This window comes from Candidatus Izimaplasma bacterium HR1, from assembly GCA_000755705.1.
Lineage (GTDB): Bacteria > Bacillota_I > Bacilli_A > Izemoplasmatales > Izemoplasmataceae > Xianfuyuplasma.
This window is the reverse complement of record CP009415.1, coordinates 372,336-394,013: the sequence shown is the minus strand read 5'-3', so window position 1 is coordinate 394,013 and position 21,678 is coordinate 372,336. Positions and strand designations below refer to the sequence as shown.

General features: G+C 32.1%; 22 protein-coding genes and 1 riboswitch. Of the genes, 9 read left to right on the top strand and 13 right to left on the bottom strand.

Going from position 1 to position 21,678, the window contains the following annotated elements:
• Nucleotides 1-35: 35 nt before the first annotated feature.
• The 4 genes from glnA to pyrR form a co-directional block, all read right to left on the bottom strand.
• Nucleotides 36-1,367 carry a type I glutamate--ammonia ligase gene (gene glnA, locus KQ51_RS02105; protein WP_038468337.1) on the bottom strand — a complete coding sequence of 444 codons (1,332 nt, stop codon included), beginning with the start codon at nt 1,365-1,367 and terminating at the stop codon, nt 36-38.
• 131 nt (nt 1,368-1,498) lie between these two features.
• Complete coding sequence (locus KQ51_RS02100) at nt 1,499-2,050, bottom strand: hypothetical protein (RefSeq protein ID WP_038468335.1); 552 nt, start codon at nt 2,048-2,050, stop codon at nt 1,499-1,501.
• A 32-nt stretch (nt 2,051-2,082) separates the two neighbouring features.
• On the bottom strand, nt 2,083-3,324 hold the full coding sequence (glyA, locus tag KQ51_RS02095; protein WP_038468332.1) for a serine hydroxymethyltransferase: 1,242 nt from the start codon (nt 3,322-3,324) through the stop codon (nt 2,083-2,085).
• Nucleotides 3,324-3,836: a bifunctional pyr operon transcriptional regulator/uracil phosphoribosyltransferase PyrR gene (gene pyrR / locus KQ51_RS02090; RefSeq protein WP_038468329.1), complete on the bottom strand. Its 513-nt coding sequence runs from the start codon at nt 3,834-3,836 to the stop codon at nt 3,324-3,326. Before pyrR ends, glyA begins: the two co-directional genes overlap by 1 nt.
• A 97-nt stretch (nt 3,837-3,933) precedes the next feature.
• Between pyrR and KQ51_RS02085 the strand changes: the two genes are divergently transcribed.
• The gene (locus KQ51_RS02085) at nt 3,934-4,629 is read left to right on the top strand and encodes a hypothetical protein (RefSeq protein WP_038468326.1); all 696 of its coding nucleotides are present in this window, start codon (nt 3,934-3,936) and stop codon (nt 4,627-4,629) included.
• A 53-nt stretch (nt 4,630-4,682) separates the two neighbouring features.
• Here KQ51_RS02085 and KQ51_RS02080 read toward each other — a convergent pair whose 3' ends face one another.
• The 9 genes from KQ51_RS02080 to KQ51_RS02040 form a co-directional block, all read right to left on the bottom strand.
• Entirely contained in the window at nt 4,683-6,119 is a 1,437-nt protein-coding gene (locus tag KQ51_RS02080) for an NCS2 family permease (protein WP_038468323.1), read from the bottom strand.
• 74 nt (nt 6,120-6,193) lie between these two features.
• Nucleotides 6,194-6,294, bottom strand: a riboswitch (purine riboswitch).
• 58 nt (nt 6,295-6,352) lie between these two features.
• Nucleotides 6,353-6,991: a TIGR01906 family membrane protein gene (locus KQ51_RS02075; protein ID WP_038468321.1), complete on the bottom strand. Its 639-nt coding sequence runs from the start codon at nt 6,989-6,991 to the stop codon at nt 6,353-6,355.
• A gap of 1 nt (nt 6,992) precedes the next feature.
• Complete coding sequence (gene purB, locus KQ51_RS02070) at nt 6,993-8,288, bottom strand: adenylosuccinate lyase (protein WP_038468317.1); 1,296 nt, start codon at nt 8,286-8,288, stop codon at nt 6,993-6,995.
• Nucleotides 8,285-9,133: a bifunctional 5,10-methylenetetrahydrofolate dehydrogenase/5,10-methenyltetrahydrofolate cyclohydrolase gene (locus KQ51_RS02065; RefSeq protein WP_038468312.1), complete on the bottom strand. Its 849-nt coding sequence runs from the start codon at nt 9,131-9,133 to the stop codon at nt 8,285-8,287. Before KQ51_RS02065 ends, purB begins: the two co-directional genes overlap by 4 nt.
• 4 nt (nt 9,134-9,137) lie before the next feature.
• Nucleotides 9,138-9,653 (bottom strand): flavin reductase family protein, encoded by a 516-nt coding sequence (locus KQ51_RS02060; RefSeq protein WP_038468309.1) that lies wholly within the window; start codon nt 9,651-9,653, stop codon nt 9,138-9,140.
• Nucleotides 9,654-9,777: 124 nt separating this feature from the next.
• The gene (locus KQ51_RS02055; protein WP_038468307.1) at nt 9,778-11,268 is read right to left on the bottom strand and encodes a carboxypeptidase M32; all 1,491 of its coding nucleotides are present in this window, start codon (nt 11,266-11,268) and stop codon (nt 9,778-9,780) included.
• 55 nt (nt 11,269-11,323) lie between these two features.
• Nucleotides 11,324-12,304: a DUF4097 family beta strand repeat-containing protein gene (locus KQ51_RS02050; RefSeq protein WP_038468304.1), complete on the bottom strand. Its 981-nt coding sequence runs from the start codon at nt 12,302-12,304 to the stop codon at nt 11,324-11,326.
• Complete coding sequence (locus KQ51_RS02045) at nt 12,249-12,623, bottom strand: PadR family transcriptional regulator (protein WP_052609052.1); 375 nt, start codon at nt 12,621-12,623, stop codon at nt 12,249-12,251. The genes KQ51_RS02050 and KQ51_RS02045 overlap by 56 nt, the downstream gene beginning before the upstream one ends.
• A gap of 82 nt (nt 12,624-12,705) precedes the next feature.
• A complete protein-coding gene (locus tag KQ51_RS02040) occupies nt 12,706-14,379 on the bottom strand; it encodes a formate--tetrahydrofolate ligase (protein ID WP_038468302.1) in 1,674 nt (557 codons plus the stop codon).
• Between the two features lie 149 nt (nt 14,380-14,528).
• Between KQ51_RS02040 and KQ51_RS02035 the strand changes: the two genes are divergently transcribed.
• The 8 genes from KQ51_RS02035 to aroF are packed head-to-tail and all read left to right on the top strand — an operon-like array spanning nt 14,529 to nt 21,655.
• On the top strand, nt 14,529-15,362 hold the full coding sequence (locus KQ51_RS02035; RefSeq protein WP_038468299.1) for a prephenate dehydrogenase: 834 nt from the start codon (nt 14,529-14,531) through the stop codon (nt 15,360-15,362).
• A complete protein-coding gene (aroA, locus tag KQ51_RS02030) occupies nt 15,359-16,651 on the top strand; it encodes a 3-phosphoshikimate 1-carboxyvinyltransferase (protein ID WP_038468296.1) in 1,293 nt (430 codons plus the stop codon). Before KQ51_RS02035 ends, aroA begins: the two co-directional genes overlap by 4 nt.
• Nucleotides 16,638-17,636 carry a 3-dehydroquinate synthase gene (aroB, locus tag KQ51_RS02025; protein WP_038468294.1) on the top strand — a complete coding sequence of 333 codons (999 nt, stop codon included), beginning with the start codon at nt 16,638-16,640 and terminating at the stop codon, nt 17,634-17,636. Before aroA ends, aroB begins: the two co-directional genes overlap by 14 nt.
• Before the next feature lie 8 nt (nt 17,637-17,644).
• Entirely contained in the window at nt 17,645-18,733 is a 1,089-nt protein-coding gene (gene aroC / locus KQ51_RS02020) for a chorismate synthase (protein WP_038468291.1), read from the top strand.
• Nucleotides 18,721-18,972 carry a chorismate mutase gene (locus KQ51_RS02015; protein WP_038468288.1) on the top strand — a complete coding sequence of 84 codons (252 nt, stop codon included), beginning with the start codon at nt 18,721-18,723 and terminating at the stop codon, nt 18,970-18,972. Before aroC ends, KQ51_RS02015 begins: the two co-directional genes overlap by 13 nt.
• A gap of 5 nt (nt 18,973-18,977) precedes the next feature.
• Complete coding sequence (locus KQ51_RS02010; protein ID WP_052609049.1) at nt 18,978-20,237, top strand: shikimate kinase; 1,260 nt, start codon at nt 18,978-18,980, stop codon at nt 20,235-20,237.
• The gene (aroQ, locus tag KQ51_RS02005) at nt 20,209-20,652 is read left to right on the top strand and encodes a type II 3-dehydroquinate dehydratase (protein ID WP_038468286.1); all 444 of its coding nucleotides are present in this window, start codon (nt 20,209-20,211) and stop codon (nt 20,650-20,652) included. Before KQ51_RS02010 ends, aroQ begins: the two co-directional genes overlap by 29 nt.
• Nucleotides 20,642-21,655, top strand: coding sequence for a 3-deoxy-7-phosphoheptulonate synthase (gene aroF / locus KQ51_RS02000; protein WP_038468283.1), 1,014 nt, complete (start codon nt 20,642-20,644; stop codon nt 21,653-21,655). Before aroQ ends, aroF begins: the two co-directional genes overlap by 11 nt.
• Nucleotides 21,656-21,678 lie beyond the last annotated feature (23 nt).

The window sequence follows — 21,678 nt, the reverse complement described above, 5'->3', positions numbered from 1 at the left end:
CCGTTTCTTATTCGAAACGGTTTTTTTTATATTACTTATAAATATTTTTTTATTTCCCATTCAGTTACTGAAGTTCTAAATTCATCCCATTCTCTTGTTTTTGCTTCAATAAATTTTTCAACAGCATGTTCTCCAAGGGCTTCTTGAATAACCGAGTTTCTTTTTAACGCTTTAACCGCATCTTTTAAGTTCTCAGGTAAGTTTTCTATTCCCATTGCTTCTCTTTCTGATCTTGATAACTCATATAGATTTATATATACTCTTTCTTTACATTCAAGTTTCTTTTCAACACCTTCAAGTCCACTAGCTAAAATAGCCGACATTGCCAAATATGGATTTGCAGAAGGATCTACACTTCTAATCTCTGTGCGTGTTGCACGTCCTCTCTTAGCAGGTATTCGAATCATAGCACTTCTGTTAGCATCAGACCAAGAAACATAACAAGGTGCTTCATAACCTGGCACTAAACGCTTATATGAGTTAACAGTTGGATTCGTAATAGCAGTAAAAGCACGAGCGTTCTTCATAATACCAGCGATCCAATACTTAGCTACATCGCTTAATCCAATCTCTCCATCAGGATCATAGAAAGCATTATTGCCATCTTTATCATTTAAGGAACAGTTTGTATGCATTCCTGAACCATTAATGTCAGAAATGGGTTTTGGCATGAACGTTGCATGAAGTCCGTGTCTCTTTGCAACATTTTTAACTACTACTTTAAAGATTTGTAAGCTATCGCATCCTTCAACAACACCTTCATACTCAAAGTTAATTTCATGTTGTCCTGGTGCTACTTCATGATGTGATGCTTCCATGTTAAATCCAATCTTCTCTAATTCTAATACAATATCTCTACGACAATCTTCTGCACCGTCAACTGGCGCTAAATCGAAATATCCTCCATTGTCATTAAAATCTAAAGTAGGATTTCCTTTCTCATCAAGTTTAAACAAGAAAAATTCTGGTTCAACACCAATATTGAAAGACGTAAAACCAAGTTTTTTCATTTTTAAAACATTTCTCTTTAGTATTCCTCGTGGATCTCCAATAAATGGTTCCCCTGAAGGTAAATAAATATCACAAATTAACATAGCGACTTTACCATAAGTTGTTTGCTCCCAAGATGATATTAACCAAGTATTATAATCGGGTCTTAAGTACATATCAGCTTCTTGTATACGTACGAATCCATCAATTGAAGAACCATCAAACATAATTTCATTGTCTAATGCATCTTCTAGTTTACTTGCTGGTACCTCAACATTTTTAATTACTCCGTGAATATCAGTAAAACATAATCTTACATACTTAACATTTTCTTCTTTTGCATTTTTTAGAATTGCTTCCTTAGTAAATTTAATCATTTTCTTTTTCCTCCTTGAAAAATAAAAAAAATGGTGTCAAAAATGCTTTGTCAGCATTGACACCATTATAATGATATTTTTTGTTTTATGAGACGTCCTTGTCTACAAAATCAATTATAGATAAGGGTGATTTAAAAGTCAATCTTATTTTCAATGATAAGGTTTACAAGCTTTAACTTAGAAACTCGTAATTCCATTGATTTTCTTTGTATTAACTTATGGGACTCCGCTTCAGTAAAGCCTTTTCTCATTAAAACTAATTTTGCCTTATTGGTTAGTTTTAGTAATTCATTACTTTCCTTCAATTGAGTGATTTCTTCTTCTAAATTGACAATTTCTTTAGTGTATTTTGAGTTATTATTTATAACTATTGGTAGCTCAATTTCTAGTGATATTTCAGTCACCATACTAAAGAATATATCATTAAATACATTATAGTAATATCCAATTGACGAAACATTATTTATATAAATAACTAAGATTTTTCTTTCCAATACCAATGTTTCAATTAGTTTTGGTAAGTTGGGAATATCAATATTATGTGAAAATATCACACAATCATAAACGTTTATCATATTTCTTGTTAGTTTTGTTTCAATATCACCCTTGATATTGTTATTTTTAAGTATTCTATCGATTCGCTTATCTAGATATCCACCACTTGAAATTATTATTGCTCTCATATGATCACTCCTTTGTGATTGAGATTATGATTCTAATAATTTAATGGGTATTTATCGGCTAGTTCTTTAACAGTTTTTCTTACATCATCATGTACTTTCTCATCTTCAGGATTCATTAATGTATCAAAAATACATTTTGCAATTACTTCCATGTCTTTTTCATTAAAACCTCTAGAAGTTACTGCAGGAGTTCCTAAACGAATACCACTCGTAATAAAAGGTTTTTCAGTATCGTTAGGTACTGTGTTCTTATTACATGTAATTTTAACACAATCTAATAATTTCTCAGCGTCTTTTCCTGTTAAACCCGTTAATGATTTAACTTCTACCAAAATTAAATGATTGTCAGTTCCACCAGAAACCACTTTAAATCCGTGACATATTAACGCTTTAGCTAAAGCATCTGCATTAACAATTACTTTTTCTTGGTATTCTTTGAACTCAGGGCTTAAAGCTTCTTTAAAAGCCATAGCTTTTGCCGCAATCACATGCATCAAAGGTCCACCTTGAATTCCTGGGAATATAACTCTATTGATTTGCTTATATAATTCAAAACTATTTGTAAGGATAATACCACCACGTGGTCCTCTTAATGTTTTGTGGGTTGTTGAAGTAATAACATCAGCGTAGTCACAAGGATTTTGGTGTAATCCTGCAGCTACTAATCCAGCTATATGAGCCATATCGACCATGAATTTTGCTCCAACTTTATCGCAAATATCCTTAATTCTGGCAAAATCAATTTTTCGTGGGTAAGCGCTAGCTCCAGCCACAATCAGATTCGGTTTGTTTTCAATAGCAATTCTTTCTAATTCATCATAATTGATTTGTTCTGTAATTTCATCAACACCGTAACTAATAAAATTATAATCGATTCCGCTAAAATTTAATGGATGTCCATGAGTTAAATGTCCACCATGATCAAGACTCATCCCTAAAACTGTGTCTCCAGGGTTAAGAATAGCTCTATAAGCTCCCATGTTTGCTGTTGAACCACTATGCGCTTGAACATTGGCATATTTGACATTAAATAGCTTCTTAACTCGATCTCTCGCTAAGTTCTCTGTCATATCAACAAATTCACAACCACCATAATATCTTCTTCCTGGATATCCTTCAGCATATTTATTAGTTAATACGCTTCCTTGTGCTTCTAAAACGGCCTTACTAACAAAATTCTCTGAAGCAATTAATTCAATATGTGATTCCTGTCTACCTTTTTCCAGCATTATTGCTTCATATAGTTCTGAATCTACCCTCTTGATATTCTCCACTATTGTTTCTCCTCTTTACTTAGAATATAAACACCTATTTCTCCAGTAAAACTAACTTTTACTAGTTCATCAGCACTTGTTGGCATATTTTTACCAACATAATCAGCTCGAATTGGCAATTCTCTATGTCCTCTATCAACCAAAACTGCTAATTGTATCTTTGAAGGTCTTCCTAAATCAATAATTGCATCCATGCTTGCTCTTACAGTTCTTCCTGTAAATAAAACATCATCGACAACTAATACAGTTTTATCATTAAGATCTATATCTAGTTTTTGAAAATCACTAATTTTTTTATCATCTCGATATCCGGAAATATCTAGATTATAAATTGGAACATCAACATTTTCAATTTTTAGAATATTTTCCTTAATAATTTTTGCCAATGGAACACCTTTCGATTTCACTCCTAAAATTATTAAATTTTCCAAATCTAAATTTTGCTCAATAACTTCATGGGAGATTCTTCGAATTGTTCGATGCATTTTTTCTTGATCTATTAATTTTCTCATAAAAATCACCTTCTTAATTTCATATCAATATTTTAGTAGAAAAGAAGAATATTGTAAACACTTTCTTAAAGTATTATAATAATAATCAGGTGATATTATGAACAAAATCTTCTTCAAATTTGCATTAAGTTTAGTTTTATTGCTAAATACAGCCGTTTTCCTTATATTCTTCCCTAACCTAATTGACGTTGTGGAACAGTATTTATACCCATTATTTTTCGTTTATTTTATAGTCGATTCATTTTCAGTGATTTTACCAGTGTTTAACGATGCTATCTATTCGGGTAAAATGCAAGAAAGACTTTATAAACCGGTAGTTGAGTATGACAAAGAAAAACTACGAATTTTTACTAAGAAAAGCAACAAAATAGCCCTATTAGTGTTCGTTTTATACAGTTTGGGAATAATAACACTTGGATTATCATACATTCATTTCGATTGGCTAGATAAGAAATTTATCTACTTAATCTTCTTTGGATTAAACTTTGCAGATTATTTTTGTATTATGTTATGGTGTCCATTTAGATCACTATTTTTTAAAAACTCATGCTGCAATACATGTCGTATCTCAAATTGGGATCGAATCATGAAATTTTCAATTCTGATTTTTATTCCGAATATTTATACAATAACAATTTTTATTTTGGGAATTGGAATTTTCTTATATTGGGAATATCATCATTTAGTTCATCCAGAAAGATTTTATAGAATTTCTAATGAAACATTATGGTGTACAAATTGTGATAAAGTGACATGTGGTAATAAAAATAAAAATATAGATAAAAAGGAGTAGCAATTTCGCTACTCCTTTTTTTGTTAAGAGAAGATATAAAATCAATTTATACTCTAAATTGCTCCTAATACAAAGTTAAGAACAAATAGAACTGCAAGTATGTACATTACAATATTAACTTCTTTACCTTTACCTTGTGCAAGTTTCACTACTGGGTAGAAAATAAATCCTACTGCGATACCAGTTGCGATTGAATAAGTTAACATCATCATTACAATAGTTAAGAATGCTGGGATAACGATTGCTTTGTCATTCCAATCAACTTCTTTAAGTTGTCCTACCATTAATGCTCCAACCATTACCAAAGCCATTGAAGTAACTGGTGCATAAACAACAACATCATTATATGCGTCAAATCCTATAACAACACCATTAACAATACTTAATAATGGATATAGGAAGATTGCTAATATGAATAATAGTCCAACAACTACACTAGATAATCCTGTACGTGCTCCAGATTCAATTCCTGTTGCACTTTCAATATATGAAGTAACATTAGATGTTCCTAATACAGCTCCTGTCATAGTCCCAATAGAATCAACTAATAGAGCTTTTTCTGAACCAACTAACTCCCCTTCGTCATTTACTAATCCAGCTTGATTTCCAACAGCCATTAATGTACCAGCAGTATCGAAGAAATCAACAAATAGTAAAGCGAAGATAATTGTGAATGCAGAAGCAGAACTAAATAATTCACCAAATCCACCAAATGCAGCTCCTATTGTTTTTCCAGCACCTGTCCATACTTCAGAAATACTAAAGTTAGAATAAGCAGGCATAACCATTAACTCAATTCCGGCATTTGTAGATTCAGGTCCAACAGCAGCAACTGTAAAGAAATCTGGTGCAACTGCTCCTAAAACTAACCCAACAACAGCAGTAGCGAATATTGAGATAATTAAACTGAAACGATTACCCATAGAATAAAGTACTACTACTAATAAAATTCCAAATAGTCCTAATAATACTGCAGGATGAGAAAAATCACCTAAAGCAACTAATGTTGCTCCATCATCAACAATAATACCAGCATTTTTTAATCCAATAAATGTAATAAAGAATCCAATTCCAGCTCCTACAGCAAATTTCAAGCCAGCAGGAATTGCGTTAATAACAATCTTTCTTAATCCAGTAACTGAAATAATAAAGAATAAAACTCCTGATACTAATACAGCAGCTAATGCAGCTTGCCATGATAATCCCATACCAAATACTAATGTGTATGTGAAAAATGCATTTAATCCCATACCCGGCGCTAAAGCTACAGGTAAATTAGCTAGTATTCCCATTACTATAGATGCGATTGCCGCAGCTAATGCAGTTGCTAAGAATACTCCTCCTAGTGGAATTCCGGTTTTTGCTAACATGAAGCTATTTACCGGCAATATATATGCCATAGCCAAGAATGTTGTTAATCCCCCGATTAATTCTCTAGTTAACCCAGAACCACGTTCTTCCAATTTAAAGAAACTTTTGATAAACTCCATTAAAAAATCCTCCATTTTTTCTTTTTTTGTATTTAGTAGGCACTATACACAAATGAAAAAAGGAGAATTATCTCTTTTTATTGTATAAGTATCATAGTCCTGTTGTTTACGGCACAGGGTAGAGACAATCGAACCATATTTTCGATCATATATAATACCAACTATTTTAATAATACCAAATTAATAATAAATAGACAATCAAAAGAAAGCATTTTCATAAAAAAAACGCTAAATTAAGCGTTTTTTAAATACTTTTCATTTAAGAAGTAAATTAATCCTAATGATGATGAGAATAATATGAGTATTATTATCCCGCTTACCATCCAAAACATTTCTGGTAGTAATAGAATTAAAACGTCATCACTATATAAGAGCCAATCATTATTTGAAAAGAATATTTGATGGAATGTTGTGAACGCTGTATTAAAATCAATAAGCATATATCCTCCTACAAATAGAATGAACAAGATTGGAGCTAAGGGTAATGCCTTTAATGTTTTGTAAAGTTCCTTTTTGTCTTTCTTATACAGATAGACTGACAGGGAAACCCCTATAGTTAAGGATCCAAGAGCAACTAATCTCAAAGCTGTATATAGGTTTTTAACATCTACCATATGACTGATTTCTATGTCTCTCATAATTGTAGCACCATCAAATTCATCTATACCAAACTCTAAATTATCATATCTATAATTCAGATAACCCATGATTCGATCTGCTGCAAAGTCGTGATCATAATATATTTCCTCATGAGATTCATAATGTCCTTTAGAAAGTAATAAATATTGTTTTGTTGTTAACAAACTAGCAAAAAGCATAATGATGAATATTGGTAGTGTTATACAAATTATTACTCGATATAATTTCATCATTTTAAACTATACCTACGCGTTCAAAGATGGTTCTGACATTCTTTAGAAAGTATGATATATCGAAAGATTCTTCAATCTCTTCTTTGGACAAATATTCATTTATTTCCTTACTATCAAGAAGCAATTCCTTAAATAACAAGCCATTTTCCCATGATTTCATTGATAAAGGTTGAACTGTATCATATGCAACTTCACGTGATAACCCTTTTTCAATTAACTTAGATAGAATTCTTTGTGAGAATATAACACCATTTGTAATATAGATGTTTTTTAACATTCTATCTTCGAATACAGTAATATTTTCTAACACCTTTGTATAGCGATTAAGCATATAATCTAGAAGCATTATTGCATCTGGAACAATAATTCTCTCAACTGCAGAATGTGAAATATCTCTTTCATGCCATAAAGGAATATTCTCATATGAAGCAAGCATATATCCTCTTAGTACTCTGGAACATCCAGCGATATTTTCTGAACTTATCGGATTTCTCTTGTGAGGCATTGCACTTGAACCTTTTTGGCCTTTTCTAAAGAATTCTTCTAGTTCTCTTACTTCAGTTCTTTGTAAATGGCGAATCTCAACAGCGATTTTTTCCATTGAAGAACCAATAAGTGCGAGTTCCGCCATATAATTAGCATGACGATCCCTTTGTAATGTCTGAGTAGATATATTTGCTGAGTTAATTCCTAACTTCTCACAAACATAATCTTGAACAAATGGAGGTGTATTAGCGAAATTTCCTACTGCACCGCTTATTTTACCCATTTCCACTTCATCTCTAACTAGTTTAAACCTTTCTAAATGACGACTAAACTCATCAAACCATAATGCCCATTTAAGTCCAAATGAAGTAATATCTGCATGAATTCCGTGAGTTCTTCCAATACAAGGCGTTTTTTCAAATCTCAAAGCTTGTTTTCTAAGAACTTCTTGGAATTTTAGTAAATCCTCAAATAGGATATCATTAGCTAGTTTATATAAGTAACCATTTGCTGTATCAACAACATCTGTACTTGTTAAACCATAGTGTACCCATTTCTTTTCTTCACCTAGATATTCGCTTACACATCTTGTGAAAGCGACGATGTCATGTCTTGTTTCTTGTTCTATCTCTTTTATACGTTCTACGCTAAAATTAGCGTTTTCCCTTACTTTATCAACATCTTCTTTGGGTATAACACCTAATTCACTCCATGCTTCTAAAGTATATATTTCCATTAATAGATAAGCTTTAAATTTATTCTCATCTGTAAAGATGTTTTCTACTATTTCTCTTCTATATCTATCTATCATTTCATTAACCTCTCAAAGCATTCAAGTGTATTTTGTAATAATGATGTTATTGTCATAGGTCCAACTCCACCTGGAACAGGAGTAATATAACTTGCTTTGTCTTTGATGTTTTCAAAATCACAATCACCACAAAGTTTACCATCAACTCGGTTAACACCTACATCAATTATAACTGCACCATCTTTTACCATATCAGATGTAACAGTATTTGGTCGTCCAACAGCAGCTACTATAATGTCTGATCTTAGACATTTTTCCTTTAAGTTTACAGTTCTACTATGAGCAATTTGCACAGTTGCATGTTCTTTCATCAATAGCATAGCTATGGGTTTCCCCACTATATTACTACGTCCAATTATAATTGCATCTTTACCTTTTAGCTCAATGTTTTTACTATGAATCATCGTCATGATTCCTTTAGGTGTAGCTGGTAAAATAGCATCTCTACCTAAATGCATATAGGCGACATTCAAAGGATGGAACCCATCAACGTCTTTAGTAATATCTATCGCATCAATTACTTTATTCTCATCAATATGTTTAGGTAATGGAAGTTGTACAAGTATACCATGAACCGTTGTATCATCATTTAAGTCTTTTACTATATTCAACAACGCTTCTTCAGTAATTGTTAATGGTTTTATAATTGCCGTACTTTTCATACCTGCTTTTATACAAGCACGTTCTTTCGCTTTCACATAACTTTGGCTTGCTGGATCTTCTCCAACTAAGACCACTGCTAGATGGGGAACGGCTTTATACTTGCATTTCAGTTCTTCTACTTGAAGTCTAACTTCTTCTCTTATTTGCTTAGATAATTCCTTACCACTAATGATTTCTCCCATAAATTTACTCTCCTTTTATGATATAAGAATCTACAATCTCACCATAAAATATAACATGAAAATTATTGTTTGTATAATACCTTTGTAAAATACTCTCAGGAATATTATTAGGTTCCATTGCTTGTTTATAAATAACTTTACATTCATAATGCATCTCACAATCAGCTATAATTGGCGTGTTAACAATTCTTCCATCTATGAGAGTAAAATTACATTCCCTAATTTTATCGTAGTCTCGGCCTGATTTCGTACCACAGAAGGCCAATTCATTCTTTAGATCATTGTGTAGAGGTACATTTATTGTGAATTCTTCAGTATTCTTCATCATTTCATATGTATCTCTAGAATATCTTACATAAGCAACAAATACTGGTTTATTCCAAACAAAGTTGATTCCACCCCAAGCGATAGTCATTGTATTAACTTTGTCTCCTACCTTCGTAGTCATAAAAATCCCATTTTCTAAAGCAGGTAACATTTCACTTGCTTTTTCACTATAATCTAGATCAATATATTTCATATTATCGCCTCCAAGTTAATTATAACACAGTGCTTTTTTAATAAAACAAAGAAAAGAGTAATCATTTGATTGATTACTCTTTTTGTCTATTTAAAGCGGTTTCCCCACTAGTCAATGATTCGTTTTATAAATACAGTTTTGTGTATTTCTCAATTAGATACTTAACGTAATATTTAGGATTGAATTTTTCACCAGTTATATCAACTAATAATTCTTCAGGATTCTTAGAACTACCGAATTGGTGAATTTTCTCCTTCAACCATTTATTTATATCTTTGATTTTGTTTGTTCTTACAAGTTCATCAATATCAATTTCCTTCATCATAGTGTAGTAGAATTGTGCTGCATAAGCACTTCCCAGTGCATATGTTGGGAAATATCCAAATAATCCAGCACTCCAGTGAACATCTTGTAATACACCGTCGGCATAATCTTTTGGCTCTATACCAAGATATTCCACCATTTTCTCACTCCATACTCTTGGTAAATCATCAACTTCAATTTCATTTGAGAACAGCATTCTCTCAATTTCATAACGAAGCATGATATGCAGAGGATAAGTTAACTCATCGGCTTCAACACGTACAAACGAAGCTTCTACTTTATTTGTAGCTCGATGAAAATCATCAAGTGTTACGTCTTTAAGTTGTTCTGGGAATAATTCCTTAAAAGCAGGATAATGTACTTCCCAAAATTCTCTACTTCTTCCAATAACATTCTCATAGAATCTAGATTGTGACTCATGAATACCCATTGAAGTCCCACCACTTAAGCCTGTCTCATTCCATTTTTCATCTATTTGCTGCTCATATGTAGCGTGACCTAATTCATGTATTGCAGCAAATATTGAAGAAAATACAAAGTTTTCTAAGTATCTTGTCGTAAATCTTACATCAGAAGGATGTGTATTCCAAGTAAAAGGATGAACACTCTCTTTCATAAGTCCTTTTGTACGATCAAAATCTAAAACGTCGATTAAATATTCACAGAACTCCTTTTGCTTGTTCGCTTCAAAGAAATCTAAAGTGAAGTCTTTATCTAGCGGTTTTCCCTCTTTAAGAACTTTTCTTACGAATGGTACCAAGTCTTTTTTCAATGTGTTGAAGAACTTATCGTATTTAAACATGTCCATTCCTTCTTCGTAATCGTCCAATAACACATCATAAGCCTCTTTATCTGTATCGAAATATGTAATAAATTTGCGATTATAATCAACTAATTTCTCTAAATTACCTTTAAACATGTCCCAATCATTCTTTTCTTTTGCTTCTTCCCAAAGTCTTTGAGATAACCCAACCAAAGTTTGGTATTCTACAAATTCATTTTCAGGAATCTTAGTAAGTTTGTCTAGCGCTTTTTTTGCTTTCTTAATCTCTCTTTGCACAGAATCTTCAAGAGTATCAAGTTGCTCAAACAAGCCATATACCGCTTGTTGGTATTCCTCATTTACTCCTAATTTAAATAATTCTCCGGTTACAAATTGTAACATTTTTGCTCTTCTTGGGAATGCAGCTCCTGGTGCCTCTGTTGCACTATCCCATCCAATTATGTTTAGGACATATTGATATGATTTCTGTTTTTCCTGTATTTCTCTAAATTTAGCTAATAAATCCAATTATATCACTCCTCTAATTCGATTATAACACAAAAAAAAGGAGCGAGCTCCTTTCTTATTGATTAATACTAATATCTCCACTTAATGATCTTTTTCTTCCTACAGTGATAGGTCTTGTTTTATCTGTATTACTAATTTCAACATCTCCACTTACAGATTTAAGATCGATTTTCTCAACATAAAACTCATTTGCTTCTAAATCTCCGCTTACTGAGTTAAAGACAGCACTGTTTGCTGAAACATTCAAGAATTCAAAATCCCCAGATACTGTATTCATATCGATGTCTTCATCTATTTTAAGATCTTTGCATTCAAAATCCCCTGAAACAGTATTCATTTTAACAGATTTTAAATTTGCATCTACAACTTCAAAGTCCCCGCTTACTGTAGTAAACTCTGTCGGCTCTGTTACGACAATTCCTGTTACTTCAAAATCTCCAGATGTAGATTTTAGTTTAAGTTTTGAAGTAGCAATACCTTTTAAATCACAATCTCCAGATACACTCTTAATATCATAATTTTCTAACTTTCCAACATTTGGATATCTAACAACAAAATCACCGTTATCACGATTAAACACATTTACATTTAATCCAGTTTTTCTAATTAGCTTAAATACGCCATTTTCCAGTGAAGTTTCATATTTATCTAAGTTCTTTACTTTATGATAATGAACTTCAATATTTTGCCCTTCATAAGGATAAATCTCAATATCCTCCGAGACCAATTTAACAATAATCTCCTTTAAATCAGTTACTGGAAATACTTTAAAGATTTCAAAATCTTTTATAGAGCTAAATTCACTATCTTGAACATATTTATTTACATCTACTTCAACTTTATTTAGGTCGTTATATAGGTCTTGAGCTACTTTCATAGGATCACCAAACTTATTTGATATTTCCTCTTCTGACAAACCTTGATTTAATGCTTCATTTATCATTTCTTCATGATCTGATAATATTTCTTCTACTTCCTCATTACTTACTTTCAATTTCTTCAATGCGTTTTGCAAATCTTTTAAAAATTTCTTCATTCTTTTTCCCTCCTTTATTAAGAATTTCATAAACTCCACCTATAAAACTGTCCCATGAATCTCGTAATTGTAAATAATAGTTAAATCCTATTTTAGTGATTTTGTAGTATTTACGCGGTGCACCTATATTTGATTCCTTTAAATATGTTGTAAAATATCCTTCTTTAGTTAATCTTCTAAGAATTGGATATATTGTGTTTTCATTTACATCTAGATGATCAGATATATTATTAATGATCAAATATCCATACATATCTTCTTGAACTAGTTCAGACAGAACACAAAGTTCTACAATACCTCTTTTAAATTGCGCATTCATATTATCATCTCCCAACTCAATCATAACACAGTACTGTGTCTAGCACAATACCTAATTAAAAAAAGAGAACTTTACGTCCTCTTTAGAATAATCCTTTAGCTTCTCCTTTAGGGGAAATGTCCATATTAAGGGCTGCAGGCTTTTTAGGTAATCCAGGCATTGTCATTACATCTCCTGTTAAAGCAACGATAAATCCCGCTCCCACTGATGGTCTTAATTCCCTAATAGTGATTACGAAATCTTCAGGTCTCCCAAGTTTTTTTGGGTTATCACTTAAACTATATTGTGTTTTTGCCATACATATTCCTAAAGTGTCCCATCCTTGTTTTTTGAATCTTCTTAATTGGATTTTGGCTTTAGAAGAGTATTCTACTGCTTTTGCTCCATAAACAATTTTAGCTATTTTCTCTATTTTAATAGATAAAGTATCTTCTACTTCATATAATCTATTGAAATTATTTTCTTTGGTATTTATTTCGTTTATCACTTTATTTGCTAAATCTATGGCTCCATCTCCACCTTTTGCCCAAACTTCACTAAGGCTATATGGATGATTACTTCTTATCAAGTAATCTTCTAAAGCTTGAGTTTCTTTATTTGTATCTGATGTAAATGCATTTATCGCTACAACATAAGGCAGTCCAAAATGTTTTACAGTTTCGATATGCTTCTCTAAGTTGGAAATCCCTTTAATTAGCGCTTCAACATTTTCTGGACCAAGTTCTTTCTTATTAACTCCACCATGCATTTTTAATGCTCTTATGGTCGCAACTATAACAACAGCACTAGGATCAAATCCACCTTGTAAGGTTTTTATGTTTAAGAATTTTTCAGCACCTAAATCCGCACCAAATCCAGCTTCAGTTATTACATAGTCTGCTAGTTTTCTCCCCATATTAGTAGCAATAATACTATTACATCCATGAGCAATATTCGCAAATGGTCCACCATGTACTAATGCAGGTGTATTTTCTAATGTTTGGACCAAGTTTGGTTTAATAGCATCTTTCAATATTAAAGCAACTGCACCTTCTACTCCCAAATCACCAATAGTAATCGGTTCTCTAGAATAGGTATATCCAATTACAATACGTCGAACTTTATCTTTTAAATCTGATAAATCATTAGCTAAACAAAGCACAGCCATGATTTCAGAAGCAACTGAGATATTAAACCCGTCTTGCCTAGGTAAGCTGTTTCCCACACCCCCAAGACCGATAACTACATCTCTTAAAGCTCTATCATTCATATCAATACATCGTTTCCAAGAAATACGTCGTGGATCAATGTTCAATTCATTGCCTTGATGAATGTGATTATCAATGATTGCGCTAACCGCGTTGTTTGCAGTAGTAATCGCATGAATATCTCCAGTAAAATGTAAATTTAAATCTTCCATTGGTACAACTTGGCTATATCCACCACCAGCGGCTCCACCCTTAACTCCCATGACAGGACCAAAAGATGGTTCTCTAAGCGCAATAATTGCGTTTTCCCCAATTTTATTAAAAGCTTGGCCTAATCCAACAGTTGTCGTTGATTTCCCTTCCCCTGCTGGTGTGGGGTTAATAGCTGTCACTAATATGACTTTTCCACTTTTTTTATCTTTCAGTGTTTCCATAACATCTAGATTTATTTTAGCTTTATAGTTTCCGTATAACTCAATATCACTTTCTTCTAAACCTAGGTTTGAAGCGATTTCCTTGATATTTTTCATGCTAGCTGCTTGTGCAATTCGTAAATCTGTATTTTCCATATCGTCATACCTCCTAATATTCTTTTTAATTTTCTCATTAAATAGCCACAAAAGCAACCATCTTACAAAAAACGCTTACAAATAATATAATTCTAAAATTTTCCACAATATAGTATAATTAGTACATAACTACGAAAATGGGTGATTTTATGAACATAGGAATAGTAGGTATGGGTTTAATTGGCGGTACTTACGCTAAAAGTTTGCGTAAATATCCATACAAAGTTTATGGAATTGACATCAAAGAAGAAACCATAACTTATGCACTAGAGAACAATATAGTAGATTATGGGACAATAGACCCTAAGTCTGTTTTGAAGAATCTAGATGTCATTTTTCTATGTTTATACCCAAAAGACACTATTAAGTTTATTCAAAAATATATACCCTGCTTTAAGAAAGATGCCATTATAGCTGATGCTGTAGGCGTTAAGCGAAAGCTTGTTGATTACTTTGAAATGTACAAAAATGATGATGTTGAATTTGTTTATACACACCCAATTGCTGGTAGAGAGAAAATCGGAATAGAATATAGTGATGAAGCGATTTTCCACAATGCAAACTATGTGATTACTCCAACAAAATACAATAATGCAGAGTCTTTAAATCTTATAGAAACACTAGCAAGACAAATGGGTTTTAAAAACATCACAAGAATAAGTGATGTCGAACATGATGACATAATAGCCTTTACATCTCAACTAACTCATGCAATTGCTATTAGTTTAGTGAATAGTGACAACGGTATGTACGACACAAGTCTATTTATAGGCGATTCCTATAAAGATTTAACTAGAATTGCAATGATTAACGAAAACCTTTGGACCGAGCTATTTTTGCAAAACAAAGATTTCTTGTCGAAAAGAATAGCAGCTTTCGAAGAAAAACTAGATGAGTTTAAAGAAGCGCTCGATAAGAACGATTCGGAAAAACTTAAAAAAATTATGATTCATTCAACCCAAAAAAGGGGTGAAATAAAATGACAAATTACGACCAAATAAAGCTCTTCCCCAGTAATTTAAAAGGTGATATAAAAGTTCCCGCCTCAAAAAGCATGTCTCATCGTGCATTAATATGTGCAAGCCTAGCTAAAGGGAGGAGTGTAATAACCAATGTAGTCTTCTCAGAAGATATCATGACAACAATTAATGCGCTTAAGCAATTGGGAGCAAATTTTGAAATAGATAGAGATACAGTCACAGTAAATGGCGTTCAAAAGCCTAAATACGATAACGATCCGGTTTTTTGTAATGAATCTGGTTCTACTTTAAGATTCCTAATACCTTTATTTAGTTTAACTGATAAAGAAATAATCTTTACTGGTAAGGAGTCTTTAATAAGTAGGCCACAAACTATATATAAGAAAATATTCGAACACGACCAAAACATCTTTAATAAAACATATAATAAAATAGTGGTAAAAGGCTCAGTTAAGAGTAGAGAGTATTTTATAGATGGTAATGTTAGTTCACAGTTTTTCAGTGGTTTGATGTTCTCATTACCACTGTTAAAGGATGATTCAACTATTTATTATAACGGTAAACTAGAATCAAGAAGCTATATAGATTTAACAATAGAGATGCTAGATCTATATGGTATAGAGATTAAAGAAATAGAAAACGGCTATTTTATACCCGGAAACCAAACATACAAGCCCCATAATTACCAAGTTGAAGGAGATTACTCACAAGCTGCATTTTTCTTGGTTGCAGGTATTTTAAATGGTGCAGTTAGATTAGATGATCTTAATCATGAGTCTTTCCAAGGTGATTATGAGATTATAAATATAATTAAACGCATGAAAGGCAAAATTATATTTACGGAAAACGGCTTTGTTACTGAACATTCACAAACTCATGGTACGACCATAGATATTTCAAATTGCCCTGATTTAGGACCAATAGTTGCACTACTTGGTGCACTTAGTAAAGGTACCACGACAATTACGAATATCGCTAGACTAAGACTAAAAGAATCTGATAGAGTTGAATCAACTGTAAACACACTACAAGCTCTTGGTGTTAATATAAACGTAAAAGATGAACAGATAATTATTTATGGAAGAAAAAGCTTTAAGGGTAACATTACACTAGATTCATACAATGATCATCGAATAGCAATGATGATTTCAATTGCGGCCACACGATGCCAAAACCCAGTATTTTTGACAAATGCAAATGCAGTAAATAAATCTTATCCACACTTCTATAACGACTACAAATCAATTGGTGGACTTTTAGAAATAGTAGGTGATATTAATGAGAACTATTAACGTTCAAATACCTAACAATGAGTATGATGTTGTTATTCAAAAGGGTATTCTTAGCAACATTGGCTTATATATTGACAAATCTAGAGAGATTGTTATCATATCAGATGATAATATCCCTAAAATTTACCTTAATATAATAAAACCATTATTAGGGAACCCATTAACCTTATTTGTACCCCAAGGAGAAGTTTCAAAATCCATGGAAACGGCTTATTCACTTGTTAATACACTTATTCACAAAGGAGTAACCAGAGGTGCTTTGATCATCGCATTAGGTGGAGGAGTTATTGGAGATCTTGTTGGTTTTGTTTCCAGTGTTTATTTAAGGGGAGTAGAATACATCCAAATACCTACTACTTTATTGTCACAAATAGATTCTTCTGTAGGTGGTAAAGTAGGTATTAACGCCATTTCTATGAAGAATGCTATTGGTTCCTTTAAACAACCAAAGCTAGTAATAATAGATCCCAACACATTAAAAACATTAGATCAAAGACAAATATCATCAGGTATATCTGAAATGATAAAGTATGGTCTAATTGCTGATAAATCGCTATTTTACGACATTTTAAATAATAATATATTCAATAGCATTGAGGACTACATCTACAAATGTGTAACCATAAAAAAAGACATCGTTGTAGAAGATGAACTAGATTATGGAAGAAGACAATTGCTAAACTATGGCCATACCATTGGCCACGCTATTGAACAATACTCTAATTATAATCTACTTCATGGTGAAGCTGTAGCAATCGGTATGATGATGATGGCAAAAGGTTCACACTTTGAAAAAGATTTAGAAGACGCATTAGTTAAGTATGATCTACCCTTAACATATGAATATGATAAAAAATCAATTTACAACATAATCAAAACAGATAAGAAAGTTAATGGTAATAAACTAAATATCATTCTTGTAGAAGAAGCAGGAAAAGGCTTCATTAAGACAATTAATGTTCATGAAATAAACGAAAGGATTTAGGTGGTTTTATGAGTTCATTTGGTAAAGCTTTCCACATTAATTTATTTGGTGAATCACATGGTAAAGCAATAGGTATAGTCATAAATAACTTACCTGCAGGCATTACTATTGATATGGATCGAATAAATAATGCATTGTATAAAAGAAGACCAACATCAGAATTATCCACATCTCGTCAGGAGAAAGATACCTTTGATATCATCAGTGGTTATTTTAACAATAGAACTACAGGTACGCCATTAACCATTGTTATCCCAAATTCAGATACACGTTCAAAAGACTACAATCAAGACATATTGAGACCATCTCATGCCGATTATACAGCTAAGATGAAATACAATAATAACAATGATTATAGAGGTAGTGGGCATTTCTCTGGAAGAATAACTGCTCCAATAGTAATCTTAGGAGCAATATGTGAACAGATACTTGAGCAAAAAGAAATATATGTTACTTCACATATTGCAAGTATAAAGAATAAGAAAGGTACTAAATTTGATAAATTACTATTAAATGAGGAATTAGTACAAACCCTTAATTCAAGCGATTTTCCAACGTTAGATGATGAAATATCTAATGAATATAAAGCCATTATACTAGAAGCAAAAGAAAACAAAGATAGTGTTGGTGGAACCATAGAAACAGCCATTATAGGAGTGAATCCTGGATATGGTGATCCTTTCTTCGATTCTATTGAAAGTATTATCTCTCACTTAGTATTTAGTATTCCTGCAGTAAAAGGTTTAGAATTCGGTAAAGGATTTGATATAACATCTCTTTATGGTTCAGAAGCTAATGATAGTTTTATACTGGAAAACGGCTTAGTTAAGACTTCTACAAATAATTCAGGTGGAATACAAGGTGGTATAAGTAATGGTATGCCAATTACATTTACAACAGCTATTAAACCAACATCATCAATAGGTAAGCCCCAAAACACCATTAACATTAGGACGATGGAAGAAACATTACTGGAGTTAGTTGGAAGACATGATCCTTGTATTGTTCATCGAGTTATCCACGTAATTAACGCCATAACTTGCTATTCAATCCTCGAGATTATCGCTAGAAGTGAGGGACTAAAATGGATAAAATAAATAACATAAGAAAAGAAATCGATTCTATAGATACAAAAATTATGGAATTATTAGATGAGAGATTTGCTAAAACAAGCCATATTGGTACCTTAAAGAAACAAACCACAATTAATGTATATGATAAAAACAGAGAAGAAGCAATATTTAATAAAATGGCTAATTATAGACATTACCCTGAACTTAAGAATATATATACCACGATTATGAATGAGAGTAAAAAGCTGCAAAGAAAGAAGTGATTCCAATGTATGGATTACTTGGTAAGAAACTAAGTCACAGTTTCTCAAAAACAATTCATGAGCAATTTACAAACACAAAATACGAATTGATCGAAACTAGTAGTTTAGATCAATTCTTTAAAACTAGACAAATAGAAGGAATCAATGTAACTATACCTTATAAGAATAAGATAATCCCTTACCTTGACGAGTTATCCCCAGAAGCACGAGAAATTAACGCTGTAAATGCCGTCATTTCAAGAAATGGAAAACTATTAGGGTATAATACTGATTATTATGGACTCAATAAGACATTGGATTACTATAATATAAAAGTTAAAGATCAAACGATAATTATATTGGGAAACGGCTCTACTAGTAAAACAATTTCATATTATTGTAAAAAGAATTTGGCTAAAAAAGTCATAATATTAGCTCGCAATCCTAAGAGCAATGAGTACAATTTAAATAAGGTGGATAACTTCAAATCTACCACTATTGTATTCAATGCAACTCCTGTGGGTATGTTTCCCAACAATAATCAAGGAGCATTGGTAGAGTTAAGCAACCTCCCTAATTTAACTTCAGTTGTTGATGTTATATACAATCCTATTAGATCAAACCTACTTATCGCTGCTGAGGAACTTAAACTAACAGCGGTAAATGGCTTATTAATGCTAATATATCAGGCAGTAGAATCAATAAAATTGTTCCACAATATTCATATATCTGATGTAGAAGTTATTGATTATTATCATAAATTGCAGTTCAAGAAACAAAATTTGGTGTTTATTGGAATGCCGATGTCAGGTAAGACCTTCCTATCCAATCTTACTTCTAAGAAATATAATAAGAACTTTGTTGATATAGATGAGGAAATAACAATATATACTAGGGATTCTATTGAGAATACCTTTAAGAACCAAGGGGAAGATTACTTTAGAAATGTAGAATCAAATATTATTTCAAAGTATTCAAAACTTAATAACCAAGCGATTTCCTGTGGTGGTGGAGTAATCCTTAACAAAGAAAATATGGTTAATCTAAAACAAAATGGTATAATCATATTTATCGACATGCCACTTACTTTACTTAAGAAATGTAATCCACGCAATCGTCCTTTATTGAAAGATAAGAGTAATATTGAAAGACTGTATAGTGAAAGATATCGTCTTTATAAGTCTTTTGCAGATATCACAATCCATAAGACATCTTTTAATGAAAAAGCGATTATGCGTCAAATAGAGGTGAATATAAATGAATATATTAGTACTAAATGGTCCTAATTTGAATATGCTTGGGATTAGAGAGCCGGAATTATACGGAAATAAGACATATAAAGACTTAGAAAACTACATAAATGATTTTGCTAAGACTAATTCCTTAAAAGTTGACATCAAGCAATCCAATTTAGAAGGAATAATGATTGATATTTTACATTGGGCTAATGATAACTTTGATGGTGTTATACTCAATGCTGGAGCCTTTACCCATTATTCTTACGCACTATATGATGCTATTAAATCAATCAATATTCCTGTAATAGAAGTTCATCTTACTGATATTAATACAAGAGAAGATTTTAGAAAAGTATCTGTAATAAGAAACGCTTGCAAAGGAAGTATAATGGGACTAGGGTTTAAGAGTTATGAAGAAGGTATAAAACTACTAATAAAAGAGGTGCAAGACAATGATTGTTAAAATAAAAAGAACTGCTGATCCTAAGGATATCGCCAACTTAAAGGAACACTTACAAAATAAAGGATTTGAAATTCACGATAGTGTTGGTAAAACATATAGTCTATTTGGTGTTGTTGGTGACACTGCTGGCTTTGATTTAAGAAGTTTATATGCTTTCCATTGTGTTGATAGTGTAATTCGTGTTCAAGAGCCATTTAAAAAGGTTAACCGCAAATTCCAAAAAGAAGATACTATCATTGAAGTCGGTGATGTTAAGATCGGTGGAGATGAAGTTATAATTATGGCTGGTCCTTGTAGTGTCGAGTCATTTGAACAAGTAGATATAATCGCCAAAGCTGTAAAAGCTTCAGGTGCTAAAATATTACGTGGTGGAGCGTTTAAACCACGTACATCTCCTTATTCATATCAAGGAATGGGAGTAGAAGGATTAAAGATTCTTAGGGAAATTGGTGATAAATACGATATGCCAATCATCTCAGAGTTAATGAGCACAGAAAATATTAATGACTTCATAAAGTACGTTGATATCATTCAAATTGGTGCTCGTAATATGCAGAATTTCGCTTTACTGAAGGAATTAGGTAAAATTGATAAACCAGTAATGCTTAAAAGAGGTTTCTCTAATACAATTGAAGAATGGCTAATGAGTGCAGAATATATAATGGCTGGTGGGAATCACAAAGTCATATTATGTGAACGTGGAATTAGAACATTCGAACCATATACAAGAAACACATTGGATATTTCCACAGTCCCAATTGTTAAGAAACTAAGCCATTTACCAGTCGTTATAGACCCTTCTCATGCTGCTGGAAAATGGGATTACGTTGAAAGTTTGTCAATGGCTAGTATCGCAGCTGGAGCTGATGGATTAATCATTGAAGTACATCATGAACCAGAAAATGCCATGAGTGATGGAGCTCAATCGTTAAAACCTAAGAAATTCAATGAACTTATGAAGAAAGCAAGAGTACTTGCTGCTGCAGTAAACAAAAAAGTGTAAACAAAAAGGTTATCTCACGATAA